This is a genomic window from Pirellulimonas nuda, assembly GCF_007750855.1.
In the GTDB taxonomy this organism is placed as follows: Bacteria; Planctomycetota; Planctomycetia; order Pirellulales; family Lacipirellulaceae; genus Pirellulimonas; species Pirellulimonas nuda.
Window position 1 is genome coordinate 555,142 of record NZ_CP036291.1, and the last position, 23,008, is coordinate 578,149.

General features: G+C 68.3%; 19 protein-coding genes. 12 read left to right on the forward strand and 7 right to left on the reverse strand.

The window, feature by feature from the left end:
• The first annotated feature begins 76 nt into the window (after nt 1-76).
• The 3 genes from Pla175_RS02285 to Pla175_RS02295 all read left to right on the forward strand — a co-directional run bounded on the left by Pla175_RS02285 (nt 77) and on the right by Pla175_RS02295 (nt 3,539).
• Complete coding sequence (locus Pla175_RS02285; RefSeq protein WP_145280944.1) at nt 77-2,434, forward strand: helix-hairpin-helix domain-containing protein; 2,358 nt, start codon at nt 77-79, stop codon at nt 2,432-2,434.
• A 111-nt stretch (nt 2,435-2,545) separates the two neighbouring features.
• Entirely contained in the window at nt 2,546-2,785 is a 240-nt protein-coding gene (locus Pla175_RS02290; RefSeq protein ID WP_145280946.1) for a hypothetical protein, read from the forward strand.
• A 223-nt stretch (nt 2,786-3,008) separates the two neighbouring features.
• Nucleotides 3,009-3,539 (forward strand): hypothetical protein, encoded by a 531-nt coding sequence (locus Pla175_RS02295; protein WP_145280949.1) that lies wholly within the window; start codon nt 3,009-3,011, stop codon nt 3,537-3,539.
• A gap of 136 nt (nt 3,540-3,675) precedes the next feature.
• Here the strand turns inward: Pla175_RS02295 and Pla175_RS02300 are convergent, their stop codons facing one another.
• Nucleotides 3,676-4,281 (reverse strand): SMI1/KNR4 family protein, encoded by a 606-nt coding sequence (locus Pla175_RS02300; protein ID WP_145280951.1) that lies wholly within the window; start codon nt 4,279-4,281, stop codon nt 3,676-3,678.
• 180 nt (nt 4,282-4,461) lie between these two features.
• Between Pla175_RS02300 and Pla175_RS02305 the strand changes: the two genes are divergently transcribed.
• The gene (locus tag Pla175_RS02305; RefSeq protein ID WP_145280953.1) at nt 4,462-4,941 is read left to right on the forward strand and encodes a hypothetical protein; all 480 of its coding nucleotides are present in this window, start codon (nt 4,462-4,464) and stop codon (nt 4,939-4,941) included.
• Nucleotides 4,942-5,058: 117 nt separating this feature from the next.
• Here Pla175_RS02305 and Pla175_RS02310 read toward each other — a convergent pair whose 3' ends face one another.
• The 5 genes from Pla175_RS02310 to bioF form a co-directional block, all read right to left on the reverse strand.
• The gene (locus Pla175_RS02310; protein ID WP_145280955.1) at nt 5,059-6,750 is read right to left on the reverse strand and encodes a glycoside hydrolase; all 1,692 of its coding nucleotides are present in this window, start codon (nt 6,748-6,750) and stop codon (nt 5,059-5,061) included.
• Between the two features lie 179 nt (nt 6,751-6,929).
• Nucleotides 6,930-7,817: a hypothetical protein gene (locus Pla175_RS02315; RefSeq protein ID WP_145280957.1), complete on the reverse strand. Its 888-nt coding sequence runs from the start codon at nt 7,815-7,817 to the stop codon at nt 6,930-6,932.
• Nucleotides 7,818-8,188: 371 nt separating this feature from the next.
• The gene (locus Pla175_RS02320; RefSeq protein WP_145280959.1) at nt 8,189-8,404 is read right to left on the reverse strand and encodes a CDGSH iron-sulfur domain-containing protein; all 216 of its coding nucleotides are present in this window, start codon (nt 8,402-8,404) and stop codon (nt 8,189-8,191) included.
• 115 nt (nt 8,405-8,519) lie between these two features.
• Nucleotides 8,520-9,791, reverse strand: coding sequence for a hypothetical protein (locus Pla175_RS02325; RefSeq protein ID WP_145280961.1), 1,272 nt, complete (start codon nt 9,789-9,791; stop codon nt 8,520-8,522).
• Between the two features lie 208 nt (nt 9,792-9,999).
• Nucleotides 10,000-11,199, reverse strand: a complete 1,200-nt coding sequence (bioF, locus tag Pla175_RS02330; protein ID WP_145280963.1) for an 8-amino-7-oxononanoate synthase — start codon at nt 11,197-11,199, stop codon at nt 10,000-10,002.
• Between the two features lie 529 nt (nt 11,200-11,728).
• On the opposite strand from bioF, the gene Pla175_RS02335 reads away from it, so the two are divergent.
• The 8 genes from Pla175_RS02335 to Pla175_RS02370 all read left to right on the forward strand — a co-directional run bounded on the left by Pla175_RS02335 (nt 11,729) and on the right by Pla175_RS02370 (nt 21,285).
• Nucleotides 11,729-12,343 carry a sigma-70 family RNA polymerase sigma factor gene (locus Pla175_RS02335; protein WP_231954130.1) on the forward strand — a complete coding sequence of 205 codons (615 nt, stop codon included), beginning with the start codon at nt 11,729-11,731 and terminating at the stop codon, nt 12,341-12,343.
• A complete protein-coding gene (locus tag Pla175_RS02340) occupies nt 12,343-14,136 on the forward strand; it encodes an RseA family anti-sigma factor (RefSeq protein ID WP_145280965.1) in 1,794 nt (597 codons plus the stop codon). Before Pla175_RS02335 ends, Pla175_RS02340 begins: the two co-directional genes overlap by 1 nt.
• A 158-nt stretch (nt 14,137-14,294) precedes the next feature.
• Nucleotides 14,295-15,710 carry a LysM peptidoglycan-binding domain-containing protein gene (locus Pla175_RS02345; protein ID WP_145280967.1) on the forward strand — a complete coding sequence of 472 codons (1,416 nt, stop codon included), beginning with the start codon at nt 14,295-14,297 and terminating at the stop codon, nt 15,708-15,710.
• 162 nt (nt 15,711-15,872) lie between these two features.
• Nucleotides 15,873-16,427, forward strand: a complete 555-nt coding sequence (pyrE, locus tag Pla175_RS02350) for an orotate phosphoribosyltransferase (RefSeq protein ID WP_145280969.1) — start codon at nt 15,873-15,875, stop codon at nt 16,425-16,427.
• A gap of 137 nt (nt 16,428-16,564) precedes the next feature.
• The gene (locus tag Pla175_RS02355) at nt 16,565-17,248 is read left to right on the forward strand and encodes a hypothetical protein (RefSeq protein ID WP_197527217.1); all 684 of its coding nucleotides are present in this window, start codon (nt 16,565-16,567) and stop codon (nt 17,246-17,248) included.
• Nucleotides 17,249-17,464: 216 nt separating this feature from the next.
• Nucleotides 17,465-18,481 (forward strand): beta-ketoacyl-ACP synthase III, encoded by a 1,017-nt coding sequence (locus Pla175_RS02360; protein WP_197527218.1) that lies wholly within the window; start codon nt 17,465-17,467, stop codon nt 18,479-18,481.
• A gap of 292 nt (nt 18,482-18,773) precedes the next feature.
• Nucleotides 18,774-20,576, forward strand: a complete 1,803-nt coding sequence (gene pepF, locus Pla175_RS02365) for an oligoendopeptidase F (protein ID WP_145280971.1) — start codon at nt 18,774-18,776, stop codon at nt 20,574-20,576.
• A gap of 46 nt (nt 20,577-20,622) precedes the next feature.
• A complete protein-coding gene (locus Pla175_RS02370; protein ID WP_145280974.1) occupies nt 20,623-21,285 on the forward strand; it encodes a Uma2 family endonuclease in 663 nt (220 codons plus the stop codon).
• A 44-nt stretch (nt 21,286-21,329) separates the two neighbouring features.
• On the opposite strand, the gene Pla175_RS02375 is transcribed toward Pla175_RS02370, so the two are convergent.
• Nucleotides 21,330-22,994, reverse strand: a complete 1,665-nt coding sequence (locus Pla175_RS02375) for a hypothetical protein (protein WP_145280976.1) — start codon at nt 22,992-22,994, stop codon at nt 21,330-21,332.
• Nucleotides 22,995-23,008: the final 14 nt, after the last annotated feature.

The window sequence follows — 23,008 nt, forward strand, 5'->3', positions numbered from 1 at the left end:
ACACGCGCGGTTCTGACGCGTCTTGGTCAGCCGGAGCCGCCCCCCCGGCCGGGACCGCCCCCCTTGAGTCGAGCCTATGCCCAGCCCTGAGGTCGATTGCCAGCGGCTAGCCCGCAGTCTGGGGCTCCCGCACAAGGGGGTGCGGAGCGTCGTCGCCCTGCTGGACGACGGCGCCACGGCGCCCTTTATCACCCGCTACCGCCGCGACGAAACCGGCGGCATGGACGAAGAACAGGTCGTCGCGGTCCGCGAGGCCCTCGCGGCCCAGCGCCGGCTCGACAGCCGCAAGGCCACCGTGCTGCGGTCGCTGCAGACCCAGGGGAAGCTGACCGACGCGCTCCGCGACGCCATCGCCGCGGCCGACTCCATCCGGCTGCTGGACGACCTCTACCTCCCCTTCAAGCCCAAGAAACAATCGCTCGCCCAGCGGGCGCGCGAGCAGGGGCTCGGCCCGCTGGCGGACGAGATCGTCGCCGGCTCCATCGCCGACCTCGACCGGCGGGCCGGCGAGTTCGTCAGCGAAGAACGCGGCGTCGCTTCGGCCGCTGCGGCCCTGCTGGGGGCGGGGCACATCCTGGCCGAGCGGTTCGCCGAGGACGCGGCGCTGCGGCAGGGGGTGCGCGGCGTGGTAGAGCAGACCGGCCGCATCACCGCCAAACGGGCCACCCAGGACGACAAGCTCGCCGACGGCTACCGCGACTACTGGGAGTACTCGCAGCCGCTATCCCGGGCGCCGCTGCACCGCGTGCTGGCGATCAACCGCGGCGAACGCGAGGGCGCCCTGCGCGTGGCGGTAGAGTTTGACGTCGACGCCGCCGAGCTGCTGGCGGTCGCGCGCTACGCCCCGCAAGACCACCCCCAGGCCGACCTGCTGGCGGGCGCCGCCCGCGACGCGGCCCGCCGGCTGCTGGGGCCCAGCCTGGCGCGCGAGGCGCGACGCGAGCTGGCCACACGCGCAGAGTCGCACGCCGTGGCCGTGTTCGCCCGCAACCTCCGCGGCCTGCTGATGCAGCCCCCGCTCCCCGGGCGGCGGGTGCTGGCGGTCGACCCCGGCTACAAGAACGGCTGCAAGCTCGCCGCGCTCGACGAGACCGGGCGCGTGCTGGAGACGGGCGCCGTGTACATCATGAGCGACCAGCAGAAGACCGAGGCCCGCGCAGAGCTGGCGCGGATGGCGCGCGAGCACCGGCTGGGGGTGATCGCTATCGGCAACGGCTCCGCGTGTCGGCCGGCCGAAGAGCTGGTCGCGGAGCTCATCGCCGACGAGCTGGCGGGGGCCGAGCTCGACGGCGCCGAGCTGGGCTACGTGATCGTCAACGAGGCGGGCGCCAGCGTCTACTCCACCAGCCAGATCGGCCGCGAGGAACTGCCCGACCGCGAGGCGATCCAGCGCAGCGCGGTCTCTATCGGCCGCCGGCTGCAAGACCCGCTCAGCGAGCTGGTGAAGATCGACCCGGCGAGCCTGGGGGTCGGCCTGTACCAGCACGACGCCAACCACACGCTGCTGCGCGACGCGCTCGACGACGTGGTGCGCTCCTGCGTCAGCTTTGTCGGCGTCGAAGTGAACTCGGCCAGCCCCTCGCTGCTGCGCTACGTCAGCGGGCTGAACCAGCTCACCGCCCGGCGGATCTGCGAACACCGCGAACAGCACGGCCCGTTCCGGTCGCGACAAGAGCTGCGCGGCGTCAGCGGCCTCGGCCCGGTGAGCTTCCAGCAGGCCGCGGGGTTCTTGAAGGTCGAGCGCGGCGACGAGCCGCTCGACGCCACCTGGGTGCACCCCGAGGCGTACGACGCGGCGCGTCAGTTGCTGGCGAACGTGGGGGTAGAGACGGCCGCCATCCGCGAGCCGAGCGCGCGGCGCGTGCTCTCAGAGGTCGACCCGACGGCGATGGCCGAGCGGCTCGCGGTCGGCCGGTTCGCGGCCGAGCAGTTGCTCGACGCGATGGCGCGTCCCGGGCGCGACCCGCGTGCAGAGCTCCCCGCGCCGGTGTTCCGCCGCAACGTGGTGCGGCTAGACGACCTGCACCCCGGCATGGAGCTACGGGGCACAGTGGTGAACGTGGTCGACTTCGGCGCGTTTGTGGACATCGGCCTGTCCGACAGCGCGCTGGTGCACGTCAGCCAGCTCAGCAAGGGCTACGTGAGCGACCCGCACCGCGTGGTCTCGGTCGGCGAGCAGGTGGGCGTATGGGTGACCGGCGTCGACGCGCAGCGCCGGCGCGTGTCGCTGACCATGATCGACCCGAACGTCGCCCCCCCACCGCCGGCGGCCACCAGCCAGCCGCGCCCCGCCCGTAAGAAGACCCCGAAAAAACCCGCCCCGGCGCCCCGGCCCAAAGGGCCGCCGATTAGCGACGCGATGCGGCAGGGCGCCGAGCCGATGCGGTCGTTTGGCGATTTGTTGCAGTATCATGAGCGGAAGAAGGGGGGGTGACCGGCGAGCGCTCGGCTCGCCCAGACGCAATGTCGCCCTCCAAAACTTGACCACGGCTTTGCTCGCATCCTATCCTTGTTGTAGGAGGCTTTGATCAGCATGCGAGTCGATATGCCGGAACCCTTGGCAGGGCAGGTCCTACTTTCGGCGAGGTCGCAGGCAAAGTCCGCTAGCGAGTTCGTGCTGGGGGCGATCGCCAGCAAGCTTGCCGGCACGCCGGTCGCCAACGACCAATCCGACGACGACCCCCTGCTGGGCCTCTTGTCGGACGAGCCCGAGCTGGCCGACTTCATCGAACGATCCGCCATGCAGAGCCGAGAAGCCCGCCCGTTGAGGGCGGGCGGCGAGTAGTTCTGCCTGCGCGAACGACTAGACAATCGGCACACGCCGCAATCGCCGGCAAGTCCACGCACCTTTTGCGGCGCCGATGGAGATCCCCGTGAGGCGCGAAGAAGGGTAGGTGATCCCGCCGAGCTCGCCGTGATGGTTGGCGTTGCGTCTCTCGCCGGCGAGGTCACCGACTCGACGCCACTGAACCGCCAAGCACCCGTCGGCACCTGTACTACGCGCACCGATGATGAACTTCCGATACAGCCTCAAGACATTGTTGATTTTTGGCGCCCTGGCTTCCCTAGCAGCCGTGGCTGCCGCCTACATGATGCGAGATAGTCGGGAAAAGAGGAGTCGAAATGTATTTGGTTCGGTCGACACTTGGAGATTAATTGCGAACCCTGAAAGTGTGCAAGTGCTCGCTGCTCGCCTAAACTCAGGCAATGCATTCGAACAGCCGCAATTGAACTTTGAAGACGAAGTGACCTTGACCCCGATCTGCACGCTCTCTGATGAAGAGTCGGCGGACTTGAGTGAGTTCATGTCGAATCTAAGCCGCTATCCGGCTAATGTCGTGAAGGATTTCACATGGAACCCAACGGTAGCCCTCAGGTTGCGGCGCGAAGGTCATGAAGCGGATGTCTTTATCGATTTTAGTAGCGAGATGGGGGCGATAGTTAGTGCCGACGTGCCGGCGAAGTTCTTTGTTCTGGATAATGTATCGGCCGACCTCAAGAGAGAGCTGTCAGCGTACGGCGCATTTCAGCGCCCTTGAATCTGTGAGCATCTCGGGCAGAAGGATCAGCAGGTGCGAACGAGTGGGCAATCGGAACATGCCGCAATCGCCGGCAGGTTCACCTACCCATTGCAGCGCCGCTCAGGGCTTACGTTAATGCGGGAGTTGTTCGGTGTTATCCAGCGTCGCCCTCTCGCCGCGGATCAAGCCAGGCAGTTTCCTTGACCCAAAAGTCGAGCAACTCCCGGACGGTGCTTCCCGCATCCTTCGGGCTATCAAAGTCTTGAAGATCGTACCACAAATACTTTTGGCGTCGCGTGTCCAAGACGAGGAAGTTGTCTCCGTTGTCGTGATAGGAAAGGACCAATTGCCCCACCGGCGGTGACTGATACATGGCTGCCCAACCAACATCCGTTGCGTCCTGCCAGTCTTGAAGCGGAAGTACTCCGAAGTACGCACGTGAGGTCGCCATATCCGCCCACAGGTGGATGCCGTTCACCCGCGTGAGGAATTGAACCAGCTCTCCGGGCAACGAGTGGCAAGGATGTTCGGTCTGCCAAAGCTGGACTTCATCAAGCGGAACGCCGCGGCCCAAGACGTGGGCGTAACGGAATTCTTTCGATTCCAACTGCTTATCAGGATGGGCCATCAGTTCCGTGAGCAGCATCGGCTTGCCCTCGGCCAGCACTGCTCGGAGTTGGGATCCGGGCACATGTACCGTCCGTTGGACGATCACCGGGGCTTGAGCGGCGGCGAATTTGAGAAGCTCGTCGACGGTCATGGACAGCTCGTATCGAAAACGTGGTAACAGTAGTGGAGTACGTTCGGTCGTTCTGCCGGCACGAACGAGCTGGCCATCGGAACGAGCAACAATCGCCCCGCGGAACCACCTACCCCGCGCCCTCCCCACTATCCTACAATACCCCAAACCATCCCGCCCGCTGCTCCCCAACCGACCGCCATGGATTTCCGCGAACGACTCAAACGCGCCGCCGACCGAGGCGTCCGCACCCGGCAGGCCCGCGACGAGGCCGCGGCCGCGGATGCGCTCAGTGACGAGGAGTGCCGGCGGCGGCACTCGGCGATGCGGCTGGCGTTGTCCGAGACGATCGAGACGCTGCTGGGCCAGTTGGCCGACAATTTCCCGGGCTTCCGCGTCAAGACCATCGTCGACGAGCGTGGCTGGGGCGCCCAGGCGGTGCGCGACGACGTGGGGGTCGCGGGCGGGAAGCGGACCAACTTCTTCAGCCGCTTGCAGGTGACCGTCTCTCCCTACAACGACTACCACGTGCTGGACGTGGCCGCCAAGGGCGCGGTGCGGAACAAGGAGTCGTTCACCCGCGGGCACTTCGAGAAGCTGCGCGACGCGGAGCTGGAGCACTTTGCCGAGCTCATTGAGCAGTGGGTGCTGGACTACGCAGAGCAGTACGCGGCGGCGTAGCTTGTAGCTGTTAGCTTACGGCGGTCAGCTTTCAGCTTGGTTGCTCCACGGCAAGAGCTGACCGCTGACCGCTGAAACGGCAACGCCCCACACCACACAGCGACCCTGAGCGGCGGGCTAGCGTCCGTCGCTCGCGGGGGGGCGCCGATGTCGTAGCGTCGCTACTACTAGCAGCAGCGTGGTCAGCGCCCCCGGCTCGGGCACGGCGATGCCCAGCCCCGCGGCGCTAATCGCCTGGCCCTGCTCGAGGAAGGCCGTACGCAACAGGAACCAGTCGTTCCGGTCGGTGGTCAGGTCGTTGTTGAGGTCCCCCAGGGGGCTGCGTTGCCGCCAGCCCAGGAGGAACTGATCGATGTCGAGCTGGTTGAGCTGTCCGTCCTGGTTCAGGTCGCCCCCCAGCAGCAGGTCGAACGTCACCATGGCGATGCTGTTGAAGGGGAGCGATCCGATCGTAAAGCTCAGGCCGTCTGCGCTGAGCGAAGCGGCCAGGGCGCCGGAGTTGCCCCCCGTGACGCTGTTGCCCGGCCCGGACCAGTACTCCCCCGCGAGCGAGCCGCTGCGGATCTTGCCGATCGACAGGTTCACCGGCAGGTTGTTCTGCGCGTCGCCCGGGTTGGCGAGCCACAGCGTCACCTTGGTCCCCTGCTTGTACGCCTGGTAGAGCGTGGCCTCGCGGTCGGGGTCGAGCTCGTTGAAATCGGGCGAGCCGTTGCCGGGGTAGTCGGGCGAGAGGGTCTCCACGGGCAGGCCGCCGATCATCGAGTTGATGAGCTCGCGTTTGAGCGTGGTGTCGATGTTGCTCTGGTTTTGGCCGTCGCCCCACCAGGTGAACGAGCTGACCCCCTCGATGTTGGCGGAGAAGAGCACCGCCATCCCCTTGCGCATGCGGGTGATGTTGTCCTCGGGGGGCGATCCGTTGTTGGAGTTGGCCGGGTTCATGTGGACCTCGGTGTGCCACATCTCCTTGCCGCCGGAGATGTTGGACATCGTGTTCCAATTGTCCGACGTGTGCCCCGACACGGTGGAGTACTGGTGGCTGCCGACGATGTCGATCGTGTCGAGCCGGCCGGCGCTGCTCAACGCGTTCAGGAAGCTGATGTTCTCGTTGGGGCCGTACGAGTCGGAGCCGATGAATTTGAGCGCGTCGGTGTCGAACCCACGCGCGTCCAGCTTGGTGTTGAGCCGGTCGTAGGCGCTGATGTAGCGGTCGCTGGTCAGCGCGTTCTGCGTCTCGTTGTTCAGGCCGACGAAGTCGATCTCGACCCCCTGGGTCCGCATGTAGTCGAAGTAGTCGGCAACCAGCTCTGCGTAGTGCTCCGGGTTGGGCCGGATGACCGTGTTGCCGAAGATCGAGCCGTTCTGCTGGGAGAAGCCGAACCCCGCCTGGGTGATCCAGTCGGGGTCGCTCGCGGGGCCGATAAACGTGTCGCCCCCCAGCAGCTTCAGGCTGGCGAAGACCTGCACGTTGGGGTTGACCAGCTTGATCTGGTTGATGCTGTCGATGAGGGTGTTGTACTTGCTCTGGTCGACCGTGCCGTCCGCGAAGTGCGCTTCGGCGAAGATCGGGATCCGCACCATGTTGGCGTTCACGGCGCCGTAGAGCGCGTGGGCCTCGGCGGGGGTGTTGGTCCTGCCGACCGCCCCCTTGAGGTCCCACGCCCAGCGATCGACCACCGGGCCGACCGCCTGGTAGGGGTTGATCGTGACCGCGAGGCAGTCGCCCGCCCCCAACCCCAGCACGAGCCCACCCAGCACGACCAATCCCAGCAGCCGTGCGGCGATGAAGCGGGAGCGGATCGATTCTTTCACAGGAACCAGAAGCGTTCGTGGGGCGGGAGCGCGGGGGGCCGAGCGGTTGCGCGTACCTCCGGTTTACGCTGCCGTGCGGGCCGCGTCAATCAAATGGAGGGAATTGCACCTGGGCGCGGCCCGGATCGGGGTCCCCCGCCGAGGCTTCGCTGGGGCGCTCGTGGGGCGCTCGCGGCGCCTCAGGACGTGGGGTCGTCGACCGCTAGGGCCAGCCGCTTGAGCGACTCGAGCACCGCCACCAGGTCGTCGCGGCCTATCTCTTGCCAGCCGGTCAGCTTGTGGTTGAGCAGCACCAGCTTGAACTGCTCGAACGCCTCGGCGACGTCGGCCGGCAGCTCGGGGAGCTCGGCGAAGGGGCGCTCGCGCGGCGGGCGTGGGCCGTCCTCCGGCTCGTGGGTTTCGGACGGGGACTGGTCGGCCTCGTCGTCCTGGGCGCTGCGCTCGCGGGGCTGGCTGGCGACGGCCGGCTCGCTGACGCTCGGCTCGCCCTCGCCCCACGGCGTGGCGGGCGACTGGTCGGCCGGCGCCTGGTCGGTTTCGAGCGGGGCGTGCTCGTCATCGGCGTCCTCCGCGTCTGGGTCGGAGGCGCCCACGGCCGCGTCGCCCAGCGTCTCCCAGCGTTGGGCCCGCATCTTGGAGATGGACCAGCCGTTCTGCACGGCGCCCTCGAGCCACATCTCTGCGTCGGGCCACTCCAGGGCGGCGTAGAAGTGGCTCCAGTAGAGCCCGGCGTACTCACGCCAGACGTCGCCGTACCGCTGTTGGGTGCGTCGCAGCCGGCCGACGTGCTGGCTGGTGACCCCGCCCACAAGCTGGGCCCAGGCCTGGTCGGAGAACTCGGTGGCGTCTGAGCCGGCCTTCTCGAGCTGGTTGCGCCAGGCCGCGATGATCCGTCCCTTCTCCCAGTTGGTGGTGCTCTCGAGCGTCTGCCACTCCCCCACGAAGGGGCGGGCCGAGGCGATGAGCTCCGCGGTCAACTCTAGCGGCGAATCGGCAGACGACTGGTCGGGCGTCTGGGGCTGGGCGTCCCCAACCAAAGCGGCCAGGCGGTTGACGGTTTCCGACATGCGTTGGACTCCCTTCGGGCAGTGCGGGGCAAACACGCCCTAGCGGCGCGAGCCAACGAGCTTACCGCGCGCCGCCCGCGGCCCGACAGGAGCCACACGGCCAGAATGGGGCGGGCGCCGCCGCGGCCGCAACGCGCGACGCGTACAACCGTTGAATCCGGCGCCCGCGGGGCGGCCGGCCGCACGCGCCCGGTGGTGGAGAACGTGTTGGTGAGCCGGAAGCGTCAGCGCCCGGAGGCTAACGCGCCCAGAGCAGTAGCGGCGCACCGGCCTCCGGGCGCTGACGCTACCGGCTCAAGTCTCGGAGGCTTGGCCGGGCGGTGACGCTTCCGACTTAGATTCAGATACTGAAGCTCGACGCAGGAGCGTCGTCAGACCCCCGGGGCGCGTTCGTCGGAGACGAACTCGCAGCCCTTGTGGGCGCCGTCGCAGAACGGGCGGCGGGCCGATTGGCCGCAGCGGCACAGGGCGATGGCGGGCTTGTCCGGGTTCAGCTCGAACGCGTTCCCCTCGGAGTCGATGAGCTTAAACGGGCCCTCGACCAGAAAGGGGCCGCTGGGGCGCATGCGGATAGTGACGTCGGCCATGGCGGTTGCTTCGTGGAGGAAAGGAAGGGTTCCGCCACAGTGTAAACAACACGCGGTCCGCGGACGATGGTCCACAGATCAGCAAACGAGAGGGCAAGGATGGGATCGCGGACGGCTACAGCGCGTCGATGTCTACCGCACCGCGGGAGGGCGCAGGGACCCGGCGGAGGTCGCCCCCCAGCGCGGCCGCGTGCGAGGCGAACAGTTGTTCGGCCAGGCGGTTGTTCTCTACCAGCGTCTTCTCGAAGAGCGCCTTGGCGTTGGTGAGCTGCTGCTGCACCTGCGTGTAGAAGTTGGTGAGCGCCTTGAGGTCGGTCTTGAGGCCCGTCAGCTCCTTGGTCAGCTTGGCGACCTCCGCGGTGCGGTAGGTCACGCTCTGTTTGGCGGAAGCCAGGGCCACTTGCAAGCGGTCGCCGTCGGTCTGGGCCGCGTCGAGCGCCGCCAGCATCTCGATCTTGTGGGCCTGGGCCTGATGGAACAAGTACGCGTAGTCGCGTAGCTGCCGGCTGTAGCGGTACACCGTGTCTGCGTTGTAGTCGTCGGGGCCCACGGGCTGACCGTCGGCGTTGAAGCCCTCGCGGCGTTGCGGCGGGTCGTCGTTGGTCAGCTCGCCGCCGTCGCGGATGTACTCTTCGGCCACCGGCTCGGAGAACCACGTCTTGAGCTGCTCCGGCGGCACCCCCTCGAACACGTCGTGCGTGTCGACGGGCATCGATTCGTAGAGCACCCACGGGCCGCGGCCGCGCATGATACGCGCCAGCTCCCGCTTGTCTCGTTCTGCCTCGGGCTGCGCCTCGGGCGGCACTACCGGCTCTAGCGTCACCACCCCCTGCGCCGCGTTGATGGCGCGGAACTCGCCGATGTACTCGGCCCCCTTGCCGGGGTCGCCCTCTTCAAACGCGAACAGCACCGAGCCGGGCGAGATGCCCAGGTTCGCTTGATCGGCGAACCGCACGGCGATCTTCCCCTGGGCGCGGTCGACCGTCGGCGCCCCCCCCGACCAGCTCCGCCCACGCAGGCGGGTCTTCAGCTCCAGCAGGTGCCGCTTGTCGACGGCGCTGTCGAGCGTCTCTGCGTCTTCGGCCACACGCAGCTCACGCGCCCCGAGCTGAGCGATGACGCCGGGGTCTTTGCTGCCGGTGTCCAGCGCCAGCAGCAGTGTGTTGGTCTCCGCCAGGTCCTTGGCGGCGCGTTCTGCGCGGGCCTGCGACGCAGAGCGTTCGGAGAAAATGTTGGCCGCCAGGATCGCGTAGCCGATCGAGCAGAACACCAGCAGCACGACCACCACCACCTGGCCCCAGTGCCAGCGCTTGGACGCAAGGTAGGCGAGCACCAGCGTGGCGATCACCACCAGGCCGAGCAGTATCTGAAAAACGATGGGGGGCAAGTCGTTGCCTCAACGGGATCGGTGCATCCGGGTGCAGAACGCCAACCCTCACTCTAAATGGGGGGGAGGGCAGGGTCAACGAAACGCTTGGGCGATCTCCCGGGCGGGGGGCGAAAGCCCGCCGATGTTGCCCGCAGAAAGCGCCTAGAACGCACCGCCGGCGCCCATTCTGCCCCCTTTCTGGGGCCCCAGGGGGCGGGCGGGCCCCCTAGCCCGCACAACCCGTCGAGGCGACGTGCGCGGCCAATGCCTGGGTCAGCAGGTCGAGCTGCTCGGGGGTGTGGCGCCAGCTCAGGCTGATCCGCAGCAGCGACTGGCCCTGGGGGACCGTGGGGGGCCGGATCGCCGGAACCCACAGCCCCGCCTCCCGCAGCCTGCGGGCGAGCCGCACCGCGGGCTCGGGGTCGCCGATCAGCAGCGGGATGATCTGGCTCTCGGAGGCCCCCAGCCGCCAGCCCTGGCCCCGGAGCCGGTCGCGGAGCTCCGCAGCACGGCTCAGCAGCTCGCGGCGGCGGTGCGGCTCGTCGCGCACAACGTCGAGCGCCACGAGCGCCGCCGCGGCCGCCGCGGGGGGACCGGCCGTAGAGAAGACGTAGGGCCGCACGCGGTTCGCCAGCCAATCGATCAGCAGCCGATCCCCCACGACAAACCCGCCGGCCGACCCCAGCGCCTTGCTGAGCGTCCCCACACGCACGGCGGCCCGCGCGGCCACGCCCGGTTGCAGGGCGTCATAGTGCTCGACCGCGCCGCGTCCCGCCGGGCCCAGCACGCCGGTGGCATGGGCCTCGTCGACCATCAGCATGGCGTCGTGCTTGTCGGCCAGCTCCGCCAGGCGGTCGAGCGGCGCCAGGTCGCCGTCCATGCTGAACAGCCCGTCGGTGACGATCAGCCGGCGCCGCAGCGGGGCGGCCTCGGCGAGCATCGCGTCGAGCGATTGCCAGTCGTTGTGCGGGTAGATGCGCCGCGCCGCGCCGCTGAGCCGGCAGCCGTCGATCAGCGACGCGTGGTTCTTGGCGTCGGAGAAGACGGCGTCGCCGGCCTCGACGAGCGCGGGGACAACGCCGGCGCCCGCCGCGAAGCCAGAAGGGAACACTAGCGCCGCCTCGCACGACTCGAACTCGGCCAGCCGCGTCTCGAGCCGTGCGTGCGACGTGCTGCGGCCGGTGACCAGCGGGCTGGCGCCGGCGCCCCAGCCCTCGCGCGTCGCCGCCTCGGCCGCGGCCGAGGCCAGGCGTGGGTCGCCCGCCAGGCCGAGGTAGTCGTTCGAGCCGAAGTTCGCCACCGGCTCGCCGGCTAGCTCCGTCACCGGGCCCTGCGGCGACTGCCGCTCAACCAGCACACGGCGCAGCCCCAGGCCCTCGAGCGCTTCGAGCGAGTCCGGAACCCAGCGGAGCGAAGGATGAAGCATCGGCAGCCAACCAGCCAAGGACAATCAGAAAGCAGGAGCTGCCGACCTACGGTCGGCGCGAAACAGAACTCCATCCAACTTGATCGAAGAAAACCACAGCGCCACAGACAACACGGAAGGAGTGAAGAGATTGAAACCGCAGATGAACGCAGATGCATCTAGGTGTGCTGAGTCTCCTTCCCTACCTTTTCTCCTCATCTGCGTTCATCTGCGTCTATCGGCGGTTCCCTTCTACCTTCTTCTCTATCCGTCTCTATGTGCACTTTAACGCCGTGGTTCTTTTGCCTCCGTTGCAGGACGCGTGGCTTGGTGATTGCGGCGACGGGGCAGAGCCCGTCGGCTGTTGGTTTTGGTTTGGATCGTTTGTGGCGGCTCGATTTGACACCGGTCGCGGGGAACCGAACAATGCTTTCTGGGAAACCCTGGGTGCGTGGGAACTATCTTCCCCTGCCACGCGTCTGTCTTTCTAGAGGGCTTCCGAGAGACGTCCTTAGGGGGGAGAAACCAGTCGACCCAGGTTCATAGCCGCTTGAGCGTTTCCGGCCCCCCCGACCTTGCCAGCCGCGACCCCGCGACCGCCGACGCGGAAGCGCGGTGGCTGCGCGCGGCCCGCGGGGGAGACCGCGACGCGTTCGGCCGGCTGGCGGAGAAGCACCAGCAGCGGTTGTTCCACTGCCTGCTGCGGCTGTGCGGCTCGGCGGACGACGCAGAGGAGTTGGCCCAGGACGCGTTGGTGCAGGCGTACGTGAAGCTCGATTCGTTTCAGGAGAACTCGGCGTTTTTTACGTGGCTGTACCGGATCGCGTTTAACCTAGCGGCCAGCCGTGCCCGCCGCCGCAGGCCCCGTGCGTCGCTCAACGCCGCGGTCGAGGCGGGGGTCCCCGAACCGACGGCGCCTGCCGCTCCCCCAGACGGACCTATGATCCAACAGGAACGCGACTCGCTGGTTCAGCACGCGATCGGCCGGCTGGCGCAGGAGCACCGCCAGGTGATCGTGCTGCGGGAGATCGAGGGGCTCGACTACCAACAAATCGCCGACGTGCTCGAGACGCCCGTCGGCACCGTGCGGAGCCGGTTGTTCCGCGCCCGGATGCAGCTCCGCGAGCTGCTGGCGCCGATGTTCGCCGAAGAGACTTCTGCCTGATGACGCAACCACCCGCCAACCCGAACAACACACCCAGCGGCGCCCCCGACGCGCGGCTCGCGGAGCTGATTAGCGCGCTGGCCGACGGGCAGCTCACCGGCGCCGAGCGGGCCGAGGCCGAGGCCGCCGTGGCGGCCAGCCCGGAATCGCACCGGCTGATGAACGACTTCCAGACGCTCTCGTCGGCCATCCGCGCGTTGCCGGCCCAGGCGCCGCGGACCGACCTCGCCGCCGCGGTGCGTCGGCGGCTTGATGCCGAGGCGCCCGCCCGCGGCGGCGGCGGGAGCCTGCCGATCGGGCGTTCGCCCCGGGGCTGGATGTGGGCGGCGCTTGCGATTGCCGCCGCGGTAGCGCTGATGGTCACCACCCGCGACGGCGGCCAGAACGACGTAGCGCTGAAGGCGCCGGCAGAAGGGGCGCTGGCCGATGCACGCGGGCCGGACCGCCCCGCGGCAGCGAAGCCCGACGCGGCATTCGTCGCGGTCGACGAGCCCGAGGGGACCGACAACGCTCTGGCAGACGCTATCGTCGCAGACGAAGCGGCCCCGCCACCCGCCAGGGAGGAAGCAGCCGCGTTGGCGAAGTTAGACAGCGATGCGGGCCGCGCGTCGGATGCTCCGTCCGGCGCTGCGTCTGACGCCGCGACAGACCGCGCGAGCCGTGCCATGGGCCGTCGGATGGAAGCGGTCCAAGAAGACTCGCGGGACCGGTTCGCCGCGAGCGAGCCGGCCGACCCGGCCGGGGTCGCCGTCAATGGCGTCGACGGCAGAGTACCCGACGCGATCGCCGAGGGCTTGGGCGAGGGGGGGCGCGCCGCCGATGGCGCTGGCCTCGACAGGGAGGCTCCGCTGCAAAGCGTCATCGCCGAGACGCAGAACTTCTTTGCCAACAACGCCGCGCCCGAGCCGAACCCGGCGCTGCAGTTGTTCGTGAGCGTTCAGGCCAAGCCCGAAGCGCTGCGTACCGGCCAGTTCGTGCGGACGCTGGGGCGGAACCAGATGGAGGTGGAGCCGATGGAGTCGTTGGGCGCGATCGCGGGCTCCTCCGAAGCCAACGAGCCGGCCGACCGCCAGCGCGGCGCCGGGACGCGGCCCGCCATCGGCGACCGCGCGCTGGCCGCCGACGTTGAGCTGGTGCTGATGGACGCCCCCGCGTCGCAGGTGCTGGCGTGCCTGGCCGACCTCAAGGGGGACTATTCAAACTACGACAGCATCGAGGTAGAGACCCTCCCCGCCCAGCAGCCTCGCTCGGCCCGCTCGCCTGCGGCCCAACCGTCGGTCGCTTCGGCAGGCTCGCCGTCCGCCGAATATAGGTCGCTTCGATCGCCGACCCAGTCGGCTGGCCAGTCGGTGGGCCAGTCGGTGGGCCAGTCAGCGACTCCGTCGCTTGGCGCCCAGCAGGGGGCCGCCAAGCAGTTCCGCAGCGAGGACCGCTGGTACTCGTTCAACCGCGGAAGTGGGGGGCCTGCCGAAGCCGATTGGCAGTACGAACAGGCCGCCCAGCAGCTCAACCGCTTCAATAATCGCGGCGTGGTGCAGCAGGGGGCAAGCCAACAAGCACGCGAGCAACGCTTCGGGTACGCCGGCGGCGAGCTCGGTGGGGGCGCCGGGGGCCGGCCGGCCGAAGCAGACGCCGACCGCACGCTCGACCAGCGCGCCATCGTGGCGCCGCGGATCTTGCTGGCACGGTCGAAAGAGAAGACGCCGGCCTCTGGGGTCGCCGAGCGTGTGCAGGCGTTGTTCTTGCTGCGGGCGGTCGACGCCCCGCCGAGCCCGGCCGCGCCTGCTCCCTAGCGCTGGGGGACGCCGCCACCCGCTGGCTGCCGGTGCTAGCTCGCGCGTCGCGGCGCCAGGAAAACTGCCCTCGCCCCCGCAGCGGCGTTCTTCTAACCTCCCGCGCCTGTTGCGCACCGTGTGCGCGCCCCGAAGGAACGTCAAGGAGGACGATAGCAATGGATACGATTCGACCGCTTGCCACGATCACGATCCTGGCCGTGCTTGGTTTGTTCTTGGCGATGAAGATTAATCAGAGCCCCGTGGCGCCCATCGAAGGCATCAGCGGCGACGCGTGGGAGCAGACCGACCCGCGGGCCACCGAGGTCGCTACCGCTTGGCCGGGCGCTGCCGAAACGGCGCCGCCGGCCACGACGGCCGACGCCGCGGCAAAGCCCGCGGCCAGCGTCACGGCGGCCCCCGCCATGCCGGAGCTGCCGATGCCGATGGAGATCCCCACCGCGCGGTACGGCGCCGCCGAACAGAGCAAGCCGGAGAAGGTCGCCGCGTCGGGGCGAGTGCCGTCGTTGGGGACCACCACGGCCGACATGGCCGGCTCCCTGCCCGCCGTCCCCCCCCAGCCCGAGACGCCCCAGCCGAAGGCGCCCCAGCCGCGGGACCCCCAGCCACAGGACCCGCAGCCCAAGTCGCCCGAGGCGGTCGCCCTGGCGCTCCCCGTGGCAGCGGCGGCCGGCGGGCGTTATGCCGAATCCGAAACGACGCCGATCGATTTCTCGGCGCTCGACTCGATCCCCCCGGCCAAGGCCGACACGCCGACGCCGCGCGAAGCCGCGCCGGCCGACGAGATGGCGTCGCTGCCGGCGCTGCCCAGCCTGCCGGCGATGACCCCCCCCGCTTCGCAGGGGGCGGGAAGCCCCGCGCTCGGGGGCTCTCCGTTCGACCTCGCTAGGCCCGCGATCGACGCGGCGCTCGAGCGTGGCGAACTAAGCCGCGCCCACCTGCTGCTGACGCAGTGGTACAGCGACCCCACACTCACCCCCGCGCAGAAACTCGAGGTCGAGCAGCTCGTGAGCCAGCTCGCCGGATCGGTGATCTACTCGACCGATCACCTGATCGAGCCGGCCCACGAGGTCCAGTCGGGCGAGACGCTCGAGACGATCGCCGCCAAGTACAACGTCCCCTGGCAGTTGTTGGCGAAGATCAACGGCGTCTCCAGCGCGGACGGCGTCCGGCCGGGGCAATCGGTCAAGGTGATCCGCGGCCCGTTCCAGGGGATGGTCGACCTGAGCGACCAGCAACTGGTGCTGATGGTCGGCGGCCGCTACGCGGGCCGGTTCCCGGTGCGGCTGGACGGCGCCGCCAGCAGCGGCGGTGAGTGGACCGTGGAGCAGAAGAAACTCGAACCGGTGCGCGGCACCCCGTACGCCGCCTACGACCCCAGCGCCGCGGCCGCGGCGCAGCAGAAGGTGGTGGTGCTCCGACGCCCGGGGGGAGCGTTCGGCCCCAGCGTGGTGTTGGGCAGCCCCGAGGCGCCCAGCGAGGCGCACCAGGGCCGGATCTCTGTCGCCCAGAAGGACCTAGACGACCTGTACGACATCCTGTCGGTCGGCTCGCAGGTCACCATCCGCCTGTAGTCGCTGCGCGACGGGACTGGGGGAGGCGCTGCTGGCGCAGCGGGGGCTGGGGGTTGGGGACGCGCAAGCGATGCCCGATAGCAGCCGACCCGTAGGTCGTCTGCTATCATCCTTCTTGTTTTCTCGCCCCCCGTCCCTCACCCCGCGGCGCAGCCGCTTGCCATGTACGACCGCGACGCGCTTGCCCAGTTGATCCGTGAGAAGGCGCTCAAGTTTGGCTCCTTCACGCTCGCCTCGGGGAAACAGGCCAGCTACTACCTCGACTGCCGGCAGGTAACGCTCGACTCGGCCGGCGCCCAGCTCATCGGCGAGGGGATGCTCGACCTGATCGGCAACCCGCTCCCCGAGCTGGTCGGCGGGATGGTGATCGGCGCCGATCCGATCACCGCCGCGGTGCTCACCGTCGCCGGCTCGCGCGGGCTCCCGCTCCGCGGGGTGATGGTCCGCAAAGAGCCCAAGGCCCACGGCCGCGGGCAGCAGGTCGAGGGCCCCTACCTGGCCGGCGAGCGGCTCGTGATTGTCGAGGACGTCGTCACCACCGGCGGCAGCAGCCTCAAGGCGATCGAGCACTGCGAAGCGGTCGGGCTGAAGGTGGAGCGCGTGCTGGCCATCATCGACCGCGAAGAGGGGGGCAAAGAGGCGTTCGCGGCCAAGGGCTACGAGCTAACCTCGTTGTTCAAGGTCTCCGACTTCGGTATCGACCCCAGCGGCAACTAAGCAGCAACACGACGCCCCCCCAATAGCCGCCGGGCTACGCCCCGGCCGGTGCGGAGGAGCAACCCGCGGCAATCGAGCGCCAGCGACGCGGCGGAGCCCGTCGGCTATTCACCACTTACTACTCACGATTCACTCGTTTGGAAACCTCGCTCCATCAGCAGCTCAAGGCCCACTACGCCGGCGCCAGCGGTGAGATCGAGGTGCGCCTGGGCCGCTTCCGCATCGACGTGGTGCTGGGCGACGAGCTGATCGAGATCCAGCACGGCGGGCTGGCCGCGATCCGTGACAAGATCCGCAAGCTGTGCGAGACACACCCGGTGCGCGTCGTCAAGCCGATCGTCGCCCGCAAGCAGATCATCAAGTACGACAAGCAGGGGGGCCAGGTCGTGTCGTCGCGGCTGAGCCCCAAGCGGGGCGCCATGATCAACCTGTTCGACGAGCTGCTGCACTTCACCCGCGCCTTCCCCCACCCCCGCTTGAAGCTCGAAGCGGTGCTGGTGGAGGTCGAAGAGCACCGCTCGCCGGGCCACGGCCGCCGGCGCCGGTGGCGGAAGAACGACTTTGTGGTCGACGACCAGCGGCTCGCGGAGGTTGGCGAGAGTGTGACGCTGCGCCGCGCCGCCGACCTGCTGAAGCTGCTGCCGGCGATCCCCCGCGGCCCTTTCGACACCGGCGCCCTGGCCCAGGCCATCGGCGAGCAGCGGTGGGTGGCGCAGCGGATCGCCTACGTCCTCAGGCACACCGGCGCCATCCACGAGGTGGGCAAACAGGGCAACGCCCGGCTCTACCGCCGCGGCGCGGGCCGTCGGCGAGCCGCATAGCGCGGTCGCCCGATGGCCGCCGCGGGGTTGTCGACCGCGTGACGCCGGCTTACGCTTCCCAGGGGTTTTGAGGCAGGCGCGCCCTCCGTGGCGCTACGCGCAATCGGGGCATGCATGGCGGGGGAATCCGACGGGCCACAACAGGCGCCAAAAACGGCGTCAACCACGGCGGCTGCGGGCCCAGCAGTTACGGGCCCGGCAACCGACGCCGGGCAGATGGTCCGCCGCTGCGCCGCCTTCCGCCTGATGGGGGTCCGCGTGCTGGGCTCCGGCTCGTTCGTGCCCGACAACGTGGTCACCAACGACGACCTCGCCTCGCTCGGCTGCGACGCCGAGTGGATCGTCCAGCGGACCGGCATCCGCGAGCGGCGCCACGCCCCCCCCGGCATGGCCACCAGCGACATGGCCGTTGAGGCCTCGCGGCGGGCGATCGCGGCGGCCGGCGTCGACCCCGCCGAGATCGACCTGGTGGTGCTCGCCACCCTCTCGCCCGACCACCTGCTGCCGCAGACCGCCTCGGCGGTGCAGGACCGGCTCGGCCTGAACTGCGCCGCGATGGACGTCTCGGCCGCCTGCGCGGGATTCGTCTACGCGTTGGTGACCGGCGCCCAGTTTGTAGGGAACGGTTGCGCGCGGAGCGTGCTGGTGATCGGGGCCGACACGAACAGCCGGGTCGTCGACCCGGCCGACAAGAAAACCTACCCGCTGTTCGGCGACGGCGCGGGCGCCGTGGTGATCGGGCCGGGCTCGGCCGAGCAGGGGCTGCTCTCCTACACGATGGGCGCCGACGGCGCCGGCACGTCGCTGCTGTACCGCCCGACCGGCGGCGTGCAGCGGCCCTTCGGCGAGTGCCTGACCCAGGGCCCCAAGGCGTGGGTGGACGCCTCGTGGATGAAGATGGACGGCCGGCCGGTGTTCAAGTGGGCGGTGCGGCTGATGGAAGACTCGTTCCGGCAGGTGCTGCAGCACGCGGGACAGACGCAAGACCGGGTCGACCTGTGGCTGCTGCACCAAGCCAACATGCGGATCCTGGACGCCGCGATCACGAGCATGGGGATCGAACCGGGCCGGGTCCCCGCGCAGCTCGACCGCTACGGCAACACCTCGGCCGGCAGCATCCCGATGATCCTCGACGAAGCGCTGCTCGCGGGCCGCATCCAGCCGGGCAACGAAGTCATGTTCTGCGGCTTCGGCGCCGGCCTCAGTTGGGGCACCGCGCTTTGGAAGTGGTGACGGACGATCAACCACTAAGGGCACGAAGACGCAAGAAGGACGGACGGACGCATGAGAGAAGAAAGACAGAGAAGCCGCCAAGTCGCCACGAGCGCCAAGACGCGCCAAGGACGGAAAGGCAGATTGATTGTTAAGTGATGAATCGTTCAAGCGCTACGAGATCGACTTCTGATTTAGATCATCCCATTGAATGTTCGTTCTTGGCGCTCGTGGCGGCTTGGCGACTGCTTTTCGTCCGTCCTTCGTGCTTCGTCGTGTCCTTTGTGGTTAACCTTTAGAACAAGCTAGATTCATGGCAAAGACCAAGAAGCTCCCCCCCCGCAGCAAAGCAAAGCCGGCCGATACGTGGGACCTGGCGAGCCTGTTCCCCTCGGACGCCGAGTGGGAGAAGGCGTTCAGCGCCTGGGAGAAGCAGGTCTCCAAGTACGAAAAGTTCCGCGGCAAGCTGGACGACCCGAAGCAGCTCGCCGCGTGTCTGAGGTTCGACAGCAAGCTCGACCGCGACGCAGAGCGGATCGGCTCGTACGCGTTCTTGCGGACCGCGGAGGACACCGCCAACAGCACCCACCAGCGGATGCAGGGGCGGTTCCAGAACGTCGCCAGCCGCGCGGGGCAGGCCGCCAGCTTCATCCGGCCCGAGCTGCTGGCGCTCTCAGACGCCAAGCTGAAGAAGCTGATGGCCGCCAAGGAGCTGGCGCCCTACCGGCTGCTGCTGGAGCGGATCGTGCGCTACAAGCCGCACACGCTCTCGGACAAGGAAGAGCGGCTGCTGGCGATGCAGAGCGAGATGGCCCACGCGTCGGACCAGATCTTCCGCCAGCTCACCGACGCCGACCTGCGGTTCGGCTTTGTGGAGAATGAGAAGGGCGAGTCGGTCGAGCTCTCCAACAGCACGTTCAGCCTGTTCCTTCACTCCCCCAAGCGGAGCGTCCGCAAGCAGGCCTTCCACCAGTTCTACGACCAGTACCAGGGGCACGAGAACTCCTTGGCGGCCGCGCTGCGGGGCTCGGTGCAGCGCGACATCTACTACGCCCGGGCGCGCGACTACGACAGCGCCCGCGGCATGGCGTTGTTCGCGGACGACGTGCCGGTGAGCGTGTACGACAACCTGATCTCCGCGGTCCGCGCGAAGCTGCCGGCGCTGTACCGTTACTTCGACCTGCGCAAGCGGCGGATGAAGCTCAAGGAGCTCCACCACTACGACACCTACGTGCCGATCCTCAGCGACCTGGACGTCCGCCACACGTGGGAGCAGGCGAGCGCCAAGATCCTGGCGTCGCTGGCCCCGCTGGGAGACCAGTACGTCAGCGTGCTCGAGTCGGGCCTCCGCGGCCGGTGGTGCGACCGCTACCCCAACCAGGGGAAGCAGTCGGGCGCGTTCAGCGCGGGCTCGTTCGACGGCGACCCGTTCATCCTGATGAACTACCAGCCCGACGTGCTGGATCACGTGTTCACGCTGGCGCACGAGGCGGGGCACTCCATGCACAGCTACTACTCGTCGAAGCACCAGCCGTTTGAGTACTACGACTACGTGATCTTCGTCGCCGAGGTGGCCAGCACGTTCAACGAGCAGCTCCTGAGCCGGCACATGATGGACTCAGCCGGCAGCGACCAGGAGCGCGCCTACCTGATCAACCGCGAGATCGACGCCATCCGCGGCACGATCATCCGCCAGACGATGTTCGCCGAGTTCGAGAAGGTGATCCACGAGCTGGCCGAAGCGAACGAGCCGCTGACCGTTGAGCGGTTCAAGCAGGAGTACCGGGGGCTGCTGGAGGCGTACTTCGGCCCCGGCTTCGCGATCGACCCGCAGCTAGAGCTCGAGTGCCTGCGGATCCCGCACTTCTACCGCGCGTTCTACGTGTACAAGTACGCGACGGGCCTGTCGGCCGCGATCGCGCTGAGCGAGCGCGTGCTTTCGGGGGGCAAGCCGGAGCTCGACGCGTACCTCAGCTTCCTCAAGGGGGGCTGCTCGAAGTACCCGCTGGAGCTGCTGCGCGACGCGGGGGTCGACATGACCAGCCCCAAGCCGGTGGCGACGGCGCTCGATCGGTTCGAGGGGTTGGTGGACGAGCTGGACGGGCTGTTGGGGTGACAGAAATGATTTGGCGGCGCGAGGCGGTGCGCCGTACAATACCTTCATGAGCACCACGCTAGTTCAGCCCCAGACGCCCGCCGTCGCTCCCTCTGTCGCTGCGCCGCCCGCCGCAGCGCTTTCGGACGTCCCATCGCCTCGCCTCGCGCAGTTCTCGATCGAGCAGTACCACCAGATCGTGGCCGCCGGCGTGTTCGGCATGGAGCAGCCGCCCCGACGGATCGAGTTCCTCGAAGGGGTTTTTGTTGAGATGTCAGCGGTAGGGTATCGCCATCGTCAGGTTATTGACGAACTCATGTACTGGGCGCTCGGGGCGTTTCCACGCGACGCGTGGCACGCCAGCGTCCAACAGCCGATCCAGCTCATCAACTCACGGAGCGTGCCCGAGCCCGACTTAGCAATCTACCGACCGGGGGGATGGGGTGGAAATCATCCCAAGGCGGAGCACGCCGGGCTGGTGATTGAGGTCGCTGATTCGACCCTCGTGCTAGACCTCGGCTATAAGATGCGGCTCTACGCCAAGGGGGGCGTGGCGGAGTATTGGGTGTGCGACGTAGCGAACAAGACGATCGTGGTCCACCGCGCGCCGGAGAACGGACGTTACGGTTCGATTGAGTCGTTCACCGGGAACGCCACAGTCGCCCCCCTGGCGCTCCCGACGGCGGTCGTGACGCCCGAAGCGATCTTCGGCGGTTCGCACGAGTCGTGACGCGCCGACCCTAGGTCGGCGGCTATTGCTTCTCTGGGTCCGCGCTAGAACTTCCAGCGGTACTCGATCCGCGCGCCGGAGATGTCGCCGGAGTTTTCTAGCCAGCCGTGCATCACGTCGGCACGCACCAGCGAGGCGTTGGTGAGCGCCTTCTGCCAACGGGCGCCAACGCCGTACTGATCGCCGGGGGCGACGCGTCCCTGGTCGCTGTCGAACACCTGCAGCGCGGCGACCTCAACGATGAGTTGTTGGTTAAACGACCGCGACAACAGGTCGGCGCCCAGCGCCGCGCCGAAGCTGTTGTTGCCGGTGGGGTCGAGCGTCGGGTAGCCGGTGAGCGCGTCGCTCTGGAACAAGATGCCCGTGTTGAACAGCACGCCGCCGAAGGCGCCGGCGCGGGCGGCGGGCTGCGGGCGGCCAAAGCCCGCGAAGAAGTTTAGGTAGGGGATCACGTTGTACTGGTTCTCGGTGATCAGCGAGTTCTCCATCAGCAGCAGCACGCCGTCCGCGGTCCGCTCGTCGACCGGGCCGTCCTGGCCGGCGTTGAAGATCGTCCGCAGCGAGTTCGACACCCGCCCGAAGTACCGCCGTGTGTAGCTCAGGCCGATGTTGTTGTAGCTGCGGCCCGCCTGCACCTTGTCGAGCACGTAGGCGTAGCCCGCCTCGAAGTAGCCGCCGCGCGACTCGATGAACGTGTGGGCGCCGAACAGGTTGACGTCGTTCTCGTTGAAGCCGTCTGCCGCGGTGGAGATGCGGTCAAACGCGGCGAAGAACGTGACGTCGAAGTTCGACCAGTCGAGCGCGGCGCTGTTGTTTGCCGGCAGGCAAGCCGCAACGCCGGTCATCGCGTCGAGCATCCACACGCCGTTCTGGAACAGCAGCGGCACCAGCCCCGCGGTCACGGGCAGGTCGATCGGCGCGTACTGGCCGGTGGCGCCGCCGTAGATCTGGCCCAGGTCCCCCTCGAAGAACAGCGTGTCGGTGCCGGCGTCGAAGAAGTCGAGCTCGTTCTTGAACTCGCCGTCCTCGATCCGCATGAAGTTGTTCCCTTCCTGCAGCGGACCCAGAAAAGCGTGAAACCGCTCGGTGGCCGTGAGCCAGTAGTCGACTTCTAGGTTCAGCCGGTGGGCCAGCACGCTGTTCTCACCGACGACCAGGTCGTTCTGACTGAACCCCAGCCGGTAGTCGCCGTACACGTAGAACTTCTGCTGCACCAGGTTGGTGGGGCCAAGGAAGTCTTGCGACACGGGGATGGGGCCGTTGTCGTAGAACGGGAGCCCCAGTTCGACCAGCGGGCGCTGCGTAGGGATGAGGTACTTGTCGCCGTAGATCCCTTGTTCCTGCCGCGGGCAGTAGGGGGCGTAGTCGTAATTTGGATCGGCGCTAAAGTCGCCGGGGCAGGGGACGCCGCACGGCGGAGGAAGACGCACGGGCGCCGCCGGCGCGCCAAACAGGGACGATTTGTCGGCGACCGGCGCCTGGGGTCGGAGCGAAGTGGAGCCGCCAGCAGCCTCGGCGAAGACGTCGGTGGGCGAGTACCGCGGGGCCGCTGGGGGCTCCGGCTGACGCCTGCGACCCCAGCCGCCCTCATCGATCCCAACGATCGATTGCTCCGGCGCAGCGAACAACGGCTCACCGGCGCGCGCGCCGCTGCACGCGACGAGCATCGTCGCGATCAGCAGGCCGAGTTGGGGACCGCGGTTGGTCATTGAAACAGTGTTTG

Excerpts from the sequence above, each read along its gene's own strand:
- Pla175_RS02285 (WP_145280944.1), top strand. The coding sequence starts at position 77 with ATGCCCAGCCCTGAGGTCGATTGCCAGCGGCTAGCCCGCAGTCTGGGG.
- Pla175_RS02290 (WP_145280946.1), top strand. The coding sequence starts at position 2,546 with ATGCCGGAACCCTTGGCAGGGCAGGTCCTACTTTCGGCGAGGTCGCAG.
- Pla175_RS02295 (WP_145280949.1), top strand. The coding sequence starts at position 3,009 with ATGATGAACTTCCGATACAGCCTCAAGACATTGTTGATTTTTGGCGCC.
- Pla175_RS02300 (WP_145280951.1), bottom strand. The coding sequence starts at position 4,281 with ATGACCGTCGACGAGCTTCTCAAATTCGCCGCCGCTCAAGCCCCGGTG.
- Pla175_RS02305 (WP_145280953.1), top strand. The coding sequence starts at position 4,462 with ATGGATTTCCGCGAACGACTCAAACGCGCCGCCGACCGAGGCGTCCGC.
- Pla175_RS02315 (WP_145280957.1), bottom strand. The coding sequence starts at position 7,817 with ATGTCGGAAACCGTCAACCGCCTGGCCGCTTTGGTTGGGGACGCCCAG.
- Pla175_RS02320 (WP_145280959.1), bottom strand. The coding sequence starts at position 8,404 with ATGGCCGACGTCACTATCCGCATGCGCCCCAGCGGCCCCTTTCTGGTC.
- bioF (WP_145280963.1), bottom strand. The coding sequence starts at position 11,199 with ATGCTTCATCCTTCGCTCCGCTGGGTTCCGGACTCGCTCGAAGCGCTC.
- Pla175_RS02340 (WP_145280965.1), top strand. The coding sequence starts at position 12,343 with ATGACGCAACCACCCGCCAACCCGAACAACACACCCAGCGGCGCCCCC.
- Pla175_RS02345 (WP_145280967.1), top strand. The coding sequence starts at position 14,295 with ATGGATACGATTCGACCGCTTGCCACGATCACGATCCTGGCCGTGCTT.
- pyrE (WP_145280969.1), top strand. The coding sequence starts at position 15,873 with ATGTACGACCGCGACGCGCTTGCCCAGTTGATCCGTGAGAAGGCGCTC.
- Pla175_RS02360 (WP_197527218.1), top strand. The coding sequence starts at position 17,465 with ATGGTCCGCCGCTGCGCCGCCTTCCGCCTGATGGGGGTCCGCGTGCTG.
- pepF (WP_145280971.1), top strand. The coding sequence starts at position 18,774 with ATGGCAAAGACCAAGAAGCTCCCCCCCCGCAGCAAAGCAAAGCCGGCC.
- Pla175_RS02370 (WP_145280974.1), top strand. The coding sequence starts at position 20,623 with ATGAGCACCACGCTAGTTCAGCCCCAGACGCCCGCCGTCGCTCCCTCT.
- Pla175_RS02375 (WP_145280976.1), bottom strand. The coding sequence starts at position 22,994 with ATGACCAACCGCGGTCCCCAACTCGGCCTGCTGATCGCGACGATGCTC.